This is a genomic window from Asticcacaulis sp. AC466, from assembly GCF_000495815.1.
In the GTDB taxonomy this organism is placed as follows: Bacteria; Pseudomonadota; Alphaproteobacteria; order Caulobacterales; family Caulobacteraceae; genus Asticcacaulis.
Map to the genome: position 1 here is coordinate 653,726 of NZ_AWGE01000001.1, position 13,601 is coordinate 667,326.

At 59.2% G+C, this 13,601-nt stretch carries 9 protein-coding genes; 4 read left to right on the plus strand and 5 right to left on the minus strand.

Features of this window, described 5'->3' with window-relative positions; all coding sequences use genetic code 11:
* Window positions 1-165 precede the first annotated feature (165 nt).
* The 4 genes from AEAC466_RS25955 to AEAC466_RS25970 form a co-directional block, all read right to left on the minus strand.
* Window positions 166-1,404, minus strand: a complete 1,239-nt coding sequence (locus AEAC466_RS25955) for an ROK family transcriptional regulator (RefSeq protein ID WP_023456651.1) — start codon at window positions 1,402-1,404, stop codon at window positions 166-168.
* Between the two features lie 330 nt (window positions 1,405-1,734).
* Window positions 1,735-2,670, minus strand: a complete 936-nt coding sequence (locus AEAC466_RS25960) for an alpha-E domain-containing protein (RefSeq protein ID WP_023456652.1) — start codon at window positions 2,668-2,670, stop codon at window positions 1,735-1,737.
* Between the two features lies 1 nt (window position 2,671).
* Window positions 2,672-4,129 (minus strand): circularly permuted type 2 ATP-grasp protein, encoded by a 1,458-nt coding sequence (locus AEAC466_RS25965; RefSeq protein ID WP_023456653.1) that lies wholly within the window; start codon window positions 4,127-4,129, stop codon window positions 2,672-2,674.
* 62 nt (window positions 4,130-4,191) lie between these two features.
* The gene (locus tag AEAC466_RS25970; RefSeq protein WP_023456654.1) at window positions 4,192-6,105 is read right to left on the minus strand and encodes a class II glutamine amidotransferase; all 1,914 of its coding nucleotides are present in this window, start codon (window positions 6,103-6,105) and stop codon (window positions 4,192-4,194) included.
* A gap of 172 nt (window positions 6,106-6,277) precedes the next feature.
* Here AEAC466_RS25970 and AEAC466_RS25975 point away from each other — a divergent pair, with 172 nt between their 5' ends.
* Together AEAC466_RS25975 and AEAC466_RS25980 are read left to right on the plus strand one after the other, a co-directional pair.
* Entirely contained in the window at window positions 6,278-9,559 is a 3,282-nt protein-coding gene (locus AEAC466_RS25975) for a transglutaminase family protein (protein ID WP_023456655.1), read from the plus strand.
* Between the two features lie 31 nt (window positions 9,560-9,590).
* Entirely contained in the window at window positions 9,591-10,484 is an 894-nt protein-coding gene (locus AEAC466_RS25980) for a tetratricopeptide repeat protein (protein ID WP_023456656.1), read from the plus strand.
* A 2-nt stretch (window positions 10,485-10,486) separates the two neighbouring features.
* Here the strand turns inward: AEAC466_RS25980 and AEAC466_RS25985 are convergent, their stop codons facing one another.
* Window positions 10,487-11,341: a tetratricopeptide repeat protein gene (locus AEAC466_RS25985; RefSeq protein WP_023456657.1), complete on the minus strand. Its 855-nt coding sequence runs from the start codon at window positions 11,339-11,341 to the stop codon at window positions 10,487-10,489.
* A 122-nt stretch (window positions 11,342-11,463) separates the two neighbouring features.
* Here AEAC466_RS25985 and AEAC466_RS25990 point away from each other — a divergent pair, with 122 nt between their 5' ends.
* Together AEAC466_RS25990 and AEAC466_RS25995 are read left to right on the plus strand one after the other, a co-directional pair.
* Complete coding sequence (locus tag AEAC466_RS25990) at window positions 11,464-12,363, plus strand: SIMPL domain-containing protein (RefSeq protein WP_023456658.1); 900 nt, start codon at window positions 11,464-11,466, stop codon at window positions 12,361-12,363.
* 62 nt (window positions 12,364-12,425) lie between these two features.
* Window positions 12,426-13,598, plus strand: a complete 1,173-nt coding sequence (locus AEAC466_RS25995; RefSeq protein ID WP_023456659.1) for a patatin-like phospholipase family protein — start codon at window positions 12,426-12,428, stop codon at window positions 13,596-13,598.
* The last annotated feature ends 3 nt before the right edge of the window (window positions 13,599-13,601 follow it).

The following is a 13,601-nucleotide window of genomic DNA, read 5'->3' on the forward strand; positions in this document are numbered from 1 at the left end:
TAGAGCGCCGATCAGATTCAGTCAGATCGGAATAGGCTCTAATGGGGCAGCATGCCTTTTTCGCCGCCGTTGAACATGAACCAGCTAACGGCCAGAATAATAGCCAGCAGGGTCAATGCGATAAGTCGCGTATAGCCGCTTTTCTTCATTGGCCAATCCCCCTTATCAGCCCGTCTTCATGAGCGCTTCGCGGATCGGCAGGAAGCGGTCGTTGAACGGAAGGATGCCGGCGCCGCGCGCCGCCGCATCGACGGCCAATTCGGCGCGTTTGACCGGCGATATCGTCTTGATGCGATGTTTGAAAGCATCGAACTTCGCATTCAGACGTGCGCACAGTTCTTCGATATAGGTCGCGGGCATGCGCCCCCCGATGAAATGCGCTTCTGGGTTGATAGCGCAGCTCATGACAAGGAAGGGCTCAAACAGGTGTTCGGCGGCGCGGTCCAGCCAGGCCTCGACCGTGGCCTGGGCGGCGGGCGACAGGGTTTCCAGGTCTTCGGGCGTCGATACCTCGAACCCGGCTTTGCGCAGGTAATCATAGAGCGAATAGAGCGACACCATGTCTTCGAGTGAATGGGCGTGACCGGTCTCGTCCTTGACGGGCAGGAAGCCGATTTCACCGGAGCGTCCGTCGGCTCCGCGGTAATAGTGGCCGTCGATGACCAGGCCGCCGCCCAGGCCGGCGCTGATGATGGTATAGATGAAACTGCGATGACGCAGGCCGTGGCCGAACTGCATTTCACCGATGGCCGCCGCCGCTGCGTCGTTTTCGACATAGACCGGTGCGGTTACAGGCAGGATATCGGCGAACAGGGACGCAATATCCACTTCGGACCAGATACGGTAGGCGTCGGGGCGGTTGGCGACCGGCACCCGGCCGAGATCCTCAGGAATACCGATGCCTATGCCGATCAGGCGGTCGAGATTGATCGCCTTGTCAGCGATGATCTTGTTCACTTCGGCCTTGAAGAAGGCGACCACTTCCTCAGGCATGGCGAAGTGCACTTCGCGGCAGGATCTGGCGCGCACATTGCCGAGAAAATCCAGGGCGACGATAGCGATGTGATCGCGATCGATATTCAGGCCGATCGAAAACGCGCCATCCGGATTGACCACCAGCTTGGTCGCCGGCTGGCCACGTCCGCCCAATTGACGGCCGGCCTTTAGAATCATGCCGTCATTGAGCAGGCGTTTGGTGATATTGGCTATGGCCGGGGCGGTGAGGCCCGTCAGATCGGCAATATCCGCGCGGGTAATGGGGGCACCCGCCGCGCGCACGGCCTGCAAGGTGACCCGTTGATTATGATCCCCCGCGCGCTCCAGATTTGTGCCTGACAATGAGTCACCCAGGGCATGGACCCTGGCTTCGGACCGATGGGCGCCTGTGCGTTCGTCAGCGGCCATGACACACCGCCCTGGGGTGAGCATATGCCTGCACCCCGTTGCAGGGCGACAGGGCTTGATTTACCGCAGTCCGACGCCCGAAAGGCGTACTGCCGGAGCGATGCCCGCCGCCGTATGACGGAGGGCTAAAGTAGAGCGTTTGGTGGCGCATATGGGTACGGCATTATTTTCTTTTTTATAAAACAAGCGGTTGCCTGTTCGGTATGCGCGCGTTCCCTTCAGGCCAATCCCTGCCATGGACAGAAGCGCGCCACACCCGTCATGTATAGGTCGAATTTCACGCGATTGTAAAATTTTATATTGTTAATTCCAGACGGATATAGGGCATCCTCATGTCTTGAAGTAGGTGTCGTAGATGGCTTCGTCGACCAGGTTCAGATTGGCCTGGAAGATATCGATGAATTCGTGCAGCCCTGCCGAAATGATGTGCGAGGCATCCGAATTGTGAATGGTCTTGCATAGAATGGCCATTTCCGCCGTCGCCTTGTTTTCCACGGTGCGGTCATAGGTCAGCATATCCAGTGCGGCCGAGGCATCTTCTAGACAGAATAGAACGCTGCGCGGAAAGGCTTTGGAAAACAGCAGGAACTGCGTGACGTCCTTGTAGTTGATGGTGTGGAACTGCTGGCGGTACATTTCCAGGGCATTGACCGATTTCAGCACGGCGCCCCATTGAACCGCGTCATAGGCGCTGTCGACATCGTCGGCACGCGGCAGCAACAGAAAGTATTTGACGTCGAGCAGACGTGCGGTTTTATCGGCCCGTTCCAGCATCTGGCCCAGGTGGGCGAACTGCCAGCCCATGTCGCGGCTCATGGTGTTGTGCATCAGGCCGGTGAACAGGTGGCCCATCTGGCGGACCTCTTTGTAATAGTCCTGAAGGTCGGCGACCGATCGTTTGCGGCTATGGGCCTGCGTCAGGTGGTACAGCTCATTGATCTTTTCCCACATTTCGACGGGTATGACCTCGCGCACCGTGCGGGCATTTTCCCGCGCCCTGAAGATCGAGGACAGGATCGAGTTCGGATTCTTCTCATCGAAGGTCATGAACTTGATGACGGCGCGCTCATCGGCGTGCGTATAGCGCTTGTTGAAGTCTTCGTCGTCGCCGGAGGTGGCGATCAACGGGTACCATTGCGCCGAATATTGATCCAGCGACAGGTCGAGCATCAGGTGCGTGTTGACGTCGATGAAGCGGGCGACGCAATCGGCGCGTTCGAGATAACGGGCCATCCAGTAGATGGAATTGGCGACACGGCTCAGCATGTTAGTTGCCCTCCGCCGCATTGTATTCCTCTTCCAGCACCCAGGTGTCCTTCGAACCGCCACCTTGGCTGGAATTCACAACGAGAGAGCCTTTCTTGATGGCGACGCGCGTCAGGCCGCCGGGTAGGGTGAAAATCTCTTCGCCGTAAAGCGAATAGGGACGAAAATCGACGTGCCGCCCTTCGATGCCGCCGCCGATGAGGGTTGGTGCGCGCGACAGGCTGAGCGTCGGTTGGGCAATGTATTCGCGCGGCTTGGCGCGGATAAGCTGGGCGAATTCCTTTTGCTCGGCCTTGGTGCTCTTGGGGCCGATCAGCATGCCATAGCCGCCGGACAGATTGACGGCCTTGACGACCAGCTTGTCGAGATTGTCCAGGACATAGGCGCGGTCCGTGTCGTCCTCGCAGATATAGGTCGGCACATTGTTGGATATGGCCTCTTCACCCAGATAGTATTTGATGATCCGCGGCACATAGGCATAGATGGCCTTGTCGTCGGCTATGCCGGTGCCGGGGGCATTGGCCAGGGCGACATTGCCGGTCTTGTAAGCTCGCATGATGCCGGGAATGCCAAGCAGCGATTCCTTGCGGAAGACTTCGGGATCGATGAATTCGTCGTCGATGCGGCGGTATATGACATCGACCCGTTGCAGGCCTTCGGTCGTGCGCATGTAGACAATATCGTCCTCGACCACCAAATCGCTGCCCTGGGCCAGGGGCACGCCCATCTGCTGAGCCAGGTAGGCATGCTCAAAATAGGCGGAGTTATAGATGCCGGGTGTCAGCACAATGATATTGGGATCTTCGCGGCCCGCCGGCGCGATATGTTTCAGGGTGCGGTAGAGGTGGTCGCCGTAATCCGAAACGGGACGGACCTTCATGGTATGAAAGGCTGCGGGCAGGATGCGTTTGAGGACGGCGCGATTTTCCAGGACGTAGGAAATACCCGACGGGCAACGCAGATTGTCTTCCAGAACGTAGAATTCGCCATCGCCGTCGCGCACGAAATCGGTGCCGGAAATGTGGGTCCATACCCCTTTGGGCGGTGACAAGCCCTCGCACGGCTTTAGATAGCAGGCCGATGAAAAGATCAGTTCGGAGGGAATGACCTTGTCCTTGAGAATCTTCTGCTCGTTGTAGATATCCTGGATGAACAGGTTGAGCGCGGTGATGCGCTGGGCGATGCCGCGCTCCAGCTTGGCCCAGTCGGCCGCCGAAACCATGCGCGGAATGATGTCGAAGGGGAGGATTTTTTCCGTACCCTTCTTGTCGCCATAAACGTTGAACGTATTGCCCGACTGGTACAGGATATCTTCGGCCAGCTTCTGCCGCCGCTTCAGTTCGGGGCGGCTCAGCGTGTCGATCTGTTCGACCAGAGGCCGGGCGCTGGGGTGCGCGACACCGTCATCGGCAAAAAGCTCGTCGTAAAATCCCTCGGTCTTATAGGTCTCAAGCGTCAATGTGGTGTGTCCAATTCAGTAGCTGCCTCATGGCCTGAAACGCGGACACGAGGCTCAAAATATCAGTTGAATACCTCGTTCATGGTGACCTGAACCCGTAGTGTTTCCTTGCCCCCGCCCCTGTAGATCGTACCGGATGTGGGCGTTGCATCCAGATAGTTGCGGCCGCAGGCGACACGGACATGGTCCTGCGTCACCAATATGCCGTTTGTCGGGTCGAAACCGCGCCAGCCCAGGTAGGGAATATAGATTTCCACCCAGGCGTGGCTGGCGTCGGATTGCATCTTGTTCTCGTAATTGGCGCCGGTGAAGACGTAACCCACCCGGTAGCGCGCCGGCACACCGAGCAGGCGCGCCAGGCAGATGAAGAGGTTGGAGAAGTCCTGGCAGACACCTTCGCGTGAGGCGTAAACGTTGAACGGTGTGGTTTTCAGCGAGGTCGAGCCCGGCACGTAGCGGAAGTCGCGATAGATGGTCTGGTTGATGTCGTTGAGCGTGTCCATCAGATGGCGGCCATTGCGTTCGGCGAAGCTCATCGCATAGACCAGCAGTTCCTGAATTTGCGTCTCCGGCAATTCCGGAGAGCGCAGATAGGGCTCCATCATCACCTGTTGCCACGGCATCAGGGCCAGAGGAATGAAATGCTGGCGCTTGTCCGGCGCCATGTCGTCGGGCGCCCGGCCGTAAATCTTGACCAGGGAGCGACACGACACGGTTAGTCGTTTGTACGGCTTGTTGATGCTGTAGTGGATGGTTTGATTGCCGAATACATCCTCGAAGCGCATGTCCTCGCCCTCGGCCGAAATGCTGAGAGTCGAATTGAGCACTTCCTGCGTGGAATCTTCCATGGGCATGAGCCGGAAACTATGGGTCGAATGCTCAACCTCGTTCTCGTAGGCATACTCAGTCGAATGGACGACGTCGTACAGACGATAGGTCAGGGGAGAGCCGTCCGGCGTATGGGTCAGGGAGCGCACATTGAGAATATTGTGCTGCACCGATTTCATCTGCTGGAGCGATTGCAGGATGCTGAGCTGCTGGGCCTGGGCCTGCTGGTCGGCAAAGGCGCCTCCCGGTGCCGCGCGACCACTGCCCGGCGGCACGACCATACCCTGAAGGTGGCCGTCCTGTTCATGCATCGGCTGCTGGGCAGGCGGGCGCTTGTCGTCTCGCTTGTTGCTCCAGACCAGGGCGCCGCGCCGGGCGATAACCAACTGGCCCTTTTGCATGGGCTTCCAGTCGCCTTCCTTGAATGGCGCCGAACAAAAGACCAGCGCGGTGCGGAAGGTGTCGCGCGGATTGTTAAGCGCAAACGAGGCCGGGGCGGAATGGTAGCCGGCTTCGCCATGTGGCGGCTTTAGACGCGAATAGTACATACGCGTTTCCGACTGGGAACCATAAAAGGCGGCAACCGTGGTGCCGTCCGATATGATCATGTCAGCGCTGCCCATGTCGTCGAGTTGCAGGAACCAGCTTAGCAAGACCTGATTATCGACGTCGGCCAGGGTGCGGGCGCCGTAATCCTGCACTTTACCGAGCAGGAAGCAGAAGGCCAGTTCCGAATCGGTCCGGCCAAGCGGCTCCAGGAAGATCGATTTGTTGAAATGCAGGCGCTGCATGGCGGTCTTGTCGAGATCGCCATTATGCATAAATACCCAGTCGTGGCCTGCGAAGCTGCGCGAAAAGGGCTGGGTTTCGAGATGCGTATAGCCCGATGCGGCGCCGCGCACCTTGCACATGAAGACGGTTGAGCGGAACGTATCCCAGTCGCCCATGGCGCCATGAAGGGATTTGGTGTCGCGTGCCGACGGGTCCTTGGCCACGACGGCGGCCTTGCTGTCGCCCGGATACCAGGTCAGGCCCCAGCCCAGCGTGTGCTCCCCCTTGACAGAGGCCTTGCGGAATTTGAGATCGATCGCCGGCGAACTCAAGCCGTCGAAACTAAACGCCAGGATATCACTCGAAATCGCGCTCAAAGATATTGCTTTCCATGCTGCCCTCCGTGAACAAACTCTTTTCACGGAATGTTGCGATGCAACTAGACTTTTTAAAAATGCGGTTGTCTAGTCCCAAGGGATAACGATGACACTTTTTTTGCGATTCCGTAAATGCATAGTTACGGACTAGAAGAGGTTTAAGGCGTTTAGAATGAGCATTTTGGCGGCCCTGCACCACGTTTCCGACTACACTTACGCCCGTCCCATCAGTTTGGGGCCTCAGGTTATCCGCCTGCGGCCCGCGCCACACACCAAGGCGCATGTACAATCCTATGCCCTGAAAATCGAACCGGCCAACCATTTCATCAATTGGCAGCAAGACCCCTTCGGCAACTATCTGGCGCGAATCGTTTTTCCGGAAAAGACCGCGCATTTCAGGGTCGAGGTCGACCTTGTGCTGGAAATCCGGGTGTTCAATCCCTTCGATTTCTTCCTGGAAGAGTCTGCGTCCACGTTTCCTTTCGTCTATGACGCGGCCCTGAAGGAGGAACTGGCGCCCTATCTGGAGATCAAGGAAAGCGACCCGGTCCTGATGGACTATGTCGCGTCGATTCCAGATGCGCCGACGCCCACGGTCGATTTTCTGGTCGCCTTCAATCAGAAGGTCAATCGCGACCTGGGGTACACCCTGCGCATGGAAGCGGGGGTGCAGACCTCCGCCGAAACGCTGAATCTGCTACAAGGCTCATGTCGCGACATGGCGTGGCTGGCTTGCCAGGTCCTGCGTCACAAAGGTTTGGCGACGCGATTTGTTTCCGGCTATTCGATCCAGTTGAAGGCCGATGTCGAGGCGCTGGATGGTCCGTCCGGCGTCGCGCAAGACGTTACCGACCTACATGCCTGGTACGAAGTCTATCTACCGGGCGCGGGCTGGATCGGGCTTGACCCCACCTCAGGCATGTTTACGGGCGAAGGGCATATTCCGTTGTGTTGCGCGCCTAACCCGACATCCGCCGCGCCGATCACCGGCGCGCATGAGCCCTGCGAATCGACCTTCGCACACGACATGTCGGTTACGCGGATATACGAAAGCCGTCGCGTGACCCGGCCCTATTCGGACAGCGAGTGGCGGGCTATCGATTCATTGGGCGACAAGGTAGACCAACGTCTTTTGGAACAGGATGTACGCTTGACGATGGGCGGCGAACCGACCTTCGTCAGCCTGGACGACCGGACGGGCGACGAATGGCATTTTTCGGCATTGTCGGAAAACAAGAAGCGTTTGGGTTACGATCTGTTTCAGCGCCTGTCGACACGGTTCGCAACGGGGGCCTTGGCGCAGCATGCCCAGGGTAAGTGGTATCCGGGCGAAATCCTGCCGCGCTGGGCGATGAACATGTTCTGGCGCAACGACGGTCAGCCGATCTGGCTGGAGCCATCGCTCCTGGCCGATCCGGAAGCGAAAGCGGCGCTGTCTCCTAAGGCCGCGGCGGATTTTCTCAGCAAGCTTGCCGATGCCTTGGACGTAGGCGCACCGTGCGTTCTGTCGGCCTATGAGGATATTCCCTACCTGCTCTGGAAGGAGCAGCGCATTCCGCTGGAAGGCGAGATGCTGAAGGCGGATATTTTCGAGGCTACGGAACGCAAGCGGCTGCAGGCCAAGCTCGATGACAATGTCGGTCATCCAACGGGCTATGTTCTGCCGCTGGCCTTTTCCGCCAAGACCGGCGGATGGGTCTCCAACGCCTGGAAGTTCCGCACCGAAAAGATGATGCTGATCCCCGGTGACTCGCCCATTGGGCTTCGTCTACCGCTCAACGCCCTGCCGGTCATCGACCAGGACCTGGCCGACGAACATTATTGGCCGCCGCGATCGCCGTTTGCCGAAACGGAGCCCTTGGCAAATAGTTCCCAAAAAGTGGAATTTTTTAAGAGCCAGCTCGCCTCGCAGGCGAGAGCGCCGGCGCCGAATACGCCCAATGGCCTCATCCGCTCTGCGCTCTGTGCCGAGGTGCGCCACGGTCGGCTGTTTCTGTTCCTGCCGCCGCTGACCTATATCGAGCATTATCTCGACCTGATCCACGCCGTCGAAGCCGTAGCCCAGACCCTGAAAATCGCGGTGGTGATCGAAGGCTATTCGCCGCCGCGCGATCATCGCATCGAAAGCCTGTCGGTGACCCCTGACCCCGGTGTGATCGAGGTCAATATCCAGCCCGCCAAATCGTGGCCCGAACTGAAATCGATCATCAGCACCGTTTATGAGGAAGCCACCCAGGCCCGTCTTGTCGCCGACAAGTTCATGATCGACGGCAAGCGCATCGGCACCGGCGGGGGCAACCACATTGTCATGGGGGCGCAAAAGCCGGAGGACAGCCCGTTCCTGCGCCGGCCCGATGTGCTGGGGTCCATGATCCGCTTCTGGCAAAACCATCCGTCGCTCAGCTACCTGTTTTCCGGCCTCTATATCGGGCCGACAAGCCAGGCGCCGCGGATAGACGAGGCGCGGCACGAAAGCCTGTACGAATTGGAAATCGCCCTGAAGAACCTGCCGGCGGGCGGTGAAGAGGCGGCGCCGTGGTTGGTCGATCGTCTGCTGCGCAATCTGTTGGTCGATCTGACCGGCAACACGCACCGCGCCGAATTTTGCATCGATAAGCTCTATTCGCCCGACAGCGATCGCGGGCGTCTCGGTTTGCTGGAAATGCGCGGATTTGAAATGTCGCCGCATCCGCAGATGAACTTGATCCAGTCGCTTCTGCTGCGCGCCCTGGTCGCCAGCTTCTGGAAAACCCCCTACACCTCGCCCCTGGTACGGTGGGGCACGCAATTGCATGACCGCTTCATGCTGGGCCATTTTGTTCAGGAAGATATTTCTGAAGTTTTGGAATATTTAGGTGTGCGCGGGTTTGCGTTCTCACCGGACTGGTTCATTCCTTTCTTCGATTTCCGTTTCCCGACCGTTGGCACGGTCCAGATCGGCGGTATCGGCCTTGAACTGAAAAACGCGCTGGAGCCCTGGCCGGTCATGGGCGAAGAGCCATCGGCGGGTGGCACGTCGCGTGGTGTCGATTCATCGGTCGAACGTATGGAAATCCGCCTGTCCGGCGCGGTCGGATCGCAGCACGTCGTCACCTGCAATGGCCTGCGCCTGCCGCTGACGCCAACGCGTGACGCCAACGTCCAGGTTGCTGGCGTGCGCTACAAGGCCTGGAACCCGTGGTCGAGCCTGCATCCCAACCTGCCTATCAACACGCCGTTGAAATTCGATGTGCTCGACACCCGGCTGGAACGCAGCCTTGGTGGATGCAAATATCATGTCATACATCCGGGCGGACGCAATTACGACACCCTGCCGCTCAACGCCAATGAGGCGGAAGGGCGCCGGTTGTCGCGATTTGAAGCGCCGACCCATACAGCCGGCCGGGTGAAGATTCCGCCTGTCATCATTAATCCGGACTATCCGCACACCCTCGACCTGCGCTGGAAACCTTGATATGACTGCCCCGCTGTAAGTGGGGGCTTAGATGGTCAAGCAGAAAAAGAAATCCGGCAATCCGTTCCTGGTGATCCTTCTGATCGTCGTGGTGGCGGCTGCGATTGCGTTTGGGCTTAGCCGGCACTGGCGGACGGGCGACGAGGCGGTGGCCGACCTGCGGAGTCTGTTTGAACAGGGCAGGGCCAACCTAAACGGCGGGGGCACGCCCTACGAGCGGGCCGTGAAGGCCGACAGCGATGAAACCGCTATTCCCTTGTTTGAGAAAGCAGCGGCCCAGGGCGATGCACGCGCCATGCTGGCGCTTGGCGATATCTACAACAAGTCCAAGACCGAGACGGACGGCGACAAGGCCGTCGCGTGGTACAAGAAGGCGTCGGATGCCGGCAATGTGGAAGCCAAGCGCAAGCTGGCGGCAGCCATTGGCATGGGACGCGGCAGCCGCGAGCCCGATATCGCGGAAGCCGACAAGCTGATGGGGGAGGCGGCCGCTGCCGGTGACGGCAAGGCGCAATTGATCTACGGCCGCAACCTGGCCGGCGCAGGGCAGGCGAAGGTCGCCGAACCGTGGCTGCTCAAGGCGGCGACGCAGAATGTTCCGGGAACCAGCGCCGCGCTCGGTAATCTCTATTACGACTGGCGCAGCGATGTGAAGGACTATGAAAAGGCGCGTCAGTGGTATGCCAAGGCGGCCGTTGAAGGCGATACCCAGTCCCAGCTTAACTACAGCTACATGTACTATTCCGGTCGCGGAGTCGAAAAGGACGATGCCGAGGCCTGGAAATGGCTGGCCATAGCCGATGGCGATCAGGACAAGGTGAAGATCGCGCGGGAATTTTTGAAGGACAAGATTTCGGCCGACGCCGTGGCGGAGGGCGACAAACGTGCCGCTGCTTGGCGTGCATCGCACCCTGCGGCTCGTTGAGCTTACCCCGGCACCCAGTCGCGCAACCGATCCTGAACATCGCGCAATTGCTTGGGTGTCCACTGTTCCTCCAGCCAGCGCAGTTTGTCGCGCGCGGCTTCGCGCCCCTTGCGCAGGGCGTGGGAATACCAGAAATAGGCCAGTTCCCGGCTGGTGTTTTCGCCGAGATTGCCGAAGTAGTTGTCGCCTACGCGCTCCAGCGATTCGACATCACCCTTCATCGCGGCCAGACGGTAGAGCTGGGCGGCCTTGACCGGATCCGGCTTGGCTTTGAAACCCATCGCATATAGATCGGCCAGGCTTTTGATTGATGGGGCGTGCCCGGCTCGTGCCGCGCCTTCGAGATAATGCGCTGCTTTTTCCAGGTCGGCGATAATGCCCAGACCGAAGCGGTACTGATAGCCGGCATAGGCCATGCCGTTCGGATCGCCATCTTCGGCCTGCTGAACGTGGATCTTCCAGGCGCGGTGATAGCAACGGTCAGCATTGTCGTCGATGCCTGGGCCCTTATGCGTGCTGTTGTAGATTTCCGCCATTTTCAGCCACGCCAGCCCGTCACCGTTGCGCGCCTTCGGGCGGTATATGTCCAGCGCCCGTTCGCGGTAGGTTTTGGCGAGATGCGGGTTGCGCGGCGCGCCGCCTGTCCCCTTTTCCAGCATCGCCGCACAATCGGCCCAGGCCTTGGCGTCGCCGCGTCTGGCCAGTCGGCGCGTCCATTGAAACTGGGTCAGGGGATGCGAATGCTGATACCGCTTCGGCCAGATATCGCGCAGACAGCACACGCTCATGACGACAAATATCGCGCTGACGATGATCAGTGCGATCAAAGACGAAGGGATGTCTAGTGAGCCGGCCATGCGGCAAGATGCGCACTGACCTTCGCAAAAAACGATGGGACAGATGTTCCAGAGAATAAGAAAGGTCTAAGTTTCGCCTTATGGCGATGGTGATATTGCCCAACACAACAGAGGAGGGACACATGCGTACCATTTTATCAGGCATTCTGGCCGCGGGCCTGCTGGTTTCCACCGCCAGTTCTGCATTCGCCCAGGCCGTGCCGGTCAATCCGTCGCCCTATGATCGGGCGCCCTGGTGGATGAAGGAAAGCGTCATCACCCAGACCGGGTTCGTGTTCACCGAGGTGCCGGCCAACCGCGCCTATTTTTCCGCTACCTTCCTGACCGTCGCCCCAACGGCGGAAAAGGCTCAGGCAAAGGCGATCGAACAAACCCGCGGCCTCAACCAGGCGCTGGCCAAGCTCGGCAATGACAAGGTGCGTGTCACGACCGGCTTTTCGATGCGGGCGCTTTATGAGCAATACAAGGACAAGAACGGCAACCGCATAGAAGACCAGCGCGGCGACAAGATTGAAAACTATCAGGTGTCCCTGAACATCAGTGTCGAAGTCCGTGACGTGGCCGTGCTGGAACGGGCCTATGCCCTGGTCCTCGCCGCTGCGCCGACCTCGTCTACGCCTGTCAATTTCAGCTTGCAGGCTGACAATGCCACCAATACCTGGCTCTATAACGAAGCTATAAAGGATGCGCGCGTGCGTGCGGGCAACGCGGCTGCATCCGCCGGCGGCAAATTGGGCGGCATCAAGGTCATCGATCCGACGGGACGCGCCTGCGAAACCGATATTCTGGCGCGCACGCCGGAGGGTAGCGGGGATCCGACCGCAGCCCAGGACGTTCAGTCTCGCAACTTCGAAGCGGGCTATGCCATGTCGCCACCTCCGCCAGCGCCCGTTATCGCAAGCGCGGGGGCCGTCGGTTCGGCCGAGTATCTCGAAGCCAAGGCCTTGCAGAACCCGTTCATTCAGACACCGCCCCTACAGCGGCTGGAAGCCAAGGCCTGCGTCGTCTACGGTGTGCAGTAGGCTTGAAAAAAGCCATATTGCGGTGCAATATAGTCCCGGTTTCGTCACCGGGATTATAGACCATGTCGTTTGAAACCTCGCCGTCTGCTGCCGCCATTACCGCCGCCTATGATCAGACCTGTCTGGTGCTCCAGGGTGGCGGGGCTTTGGGTGCTTACCAGGCGGGCGCTTATGAAGTTCTGCACGAGAACAAGGTCGAGCCCGACTGGGTCGCCGGTATTTCGATAGGCGCCATCAACGCGGCCATTATCGCCGGAAATGCGCCGGAAAACCGGGTGACACACTTACGTGCCTTTTGGGACGAAATCAGCACTGATGTGCCGGGGGGGCAGGTTGCCGCCCGGCATGATGTCAGCGATTTCAACTTCCGCCAGTTCAGTGGCCTGTGGGCGATTGTGGCGGGTGTAAAGGGCTTTTTCCGGCCATGGTTCCTCCTGCCCTGGTTCAACCGCGCCGGCACACCTGAGGCGACCAGCTTCTACGACACGGCGCCACTGCGCGAAACCTTGTTGCGCCACGTCGATTTCGACCGCATCAACGCAGGCGGTGTGCGGCTCAGCCTCGGCGCGGTCCATGTCAAATCCGGCAACTTCGTCTATTTCGACAGCCGGGATCGCCGGATAGGACCTGAGCATGTCATGGCCAGCGCGGCCCTGCCGCCCGGCTTTCCGGCGGTGTATGTCGATGGTGAGCCCTATTGGGACGGCGGGCTGGTCTCGAACACGCCCCTGTCCTACATCCTGGAAGCGGGAGTCGCCAAGGATACGCTCATCTTTCAGATCGACCTGTTCAGCGCCGAAGGCCCCGACCCCGCGACAATGGACGAGGTGCAGGAACGGATGAAGGACATCACCTATTCCAGTCGTACCCGTCTGAATACAGATGCCTTCCTGGAAAAATACCGGCTGCGTCATGCGATCCGCAAACTGGCTGAACATGTTCCCGCGAATGTTCTTGCCGATATATGCGGTGGTCAGGCGCCGGCGGATATATTCGACGGCCGCGTCAGCCTTGTCCACATCATCAACCGTCAGAACCGCCGCGAGATTCAGTCCAAGGATTACGAATTTTGGCGCGTCTCCATCGACGAGCATTGGCGCGACGGCAGGAACGATGCGCATGTGGCGGTCGCCGAAACCAGTTGGCGAACCTTCAGCGATCCGGATGCCGGCCTTGCGGTTTATGACTATATTCGTCCAAGTTCGCACAAACGATCCGAAAAACTGTGGCCCTGATGC

Bases quoted from the DNA above. Each gene is read 5' to 3' on its own strand.
- AEAC466_RS25995 (WP_023456659.1), top strand. From the start codon at position 12,426: ATGTCGTTTGAAACCTCGCCGTCTGCTGCCGCCATTACCGCCGCCTAT.
- AEAC466_RS25960 (WP_023456652.1), bottom strand. From the start codon at position 2,670: ATGCTGAGCCGTGTCGCCAATTCCATCTACTGGATGGCCCGTTATCTC.
- AEAC466_RS25985 (WP_023456657.1), bottom strand. From the start codon at position 11,341: ATGGCCGGCTCACTAGACATCCCTTCGTCTTTGATCGCACTGATCATC.
- AEAC466_RS25955 (WP_023456651.1), bottom strand. From the start codon at position 1,404: ATGGCCGCTGACGAACGCACAGGCGCCCATCGGTCCGAAGCCAGGGTC.
- AEAC466_RS25975 (WP_023456655.1), top strand. From the start codon at position 6,278: ATGAGCATTTTGGCGGCCCTGCACCACGTTTCCGACTACACTTACGCC.
- AEAC466_RS25980 (WP_023456656.1), top strand. From the start codon at position 9,591: ATGGTCAAGCAGAAAAAGAAATCCGGCAATCCGTTCCTGGTGATCCTT.
- AEAC466_RS25990 (WP_023456658.1), top strand. From the start codon at position 11,464: ATGCGTACCATTTTATCAGGCATTCTGGCCGCGGGCCTGCTGGTTTCC.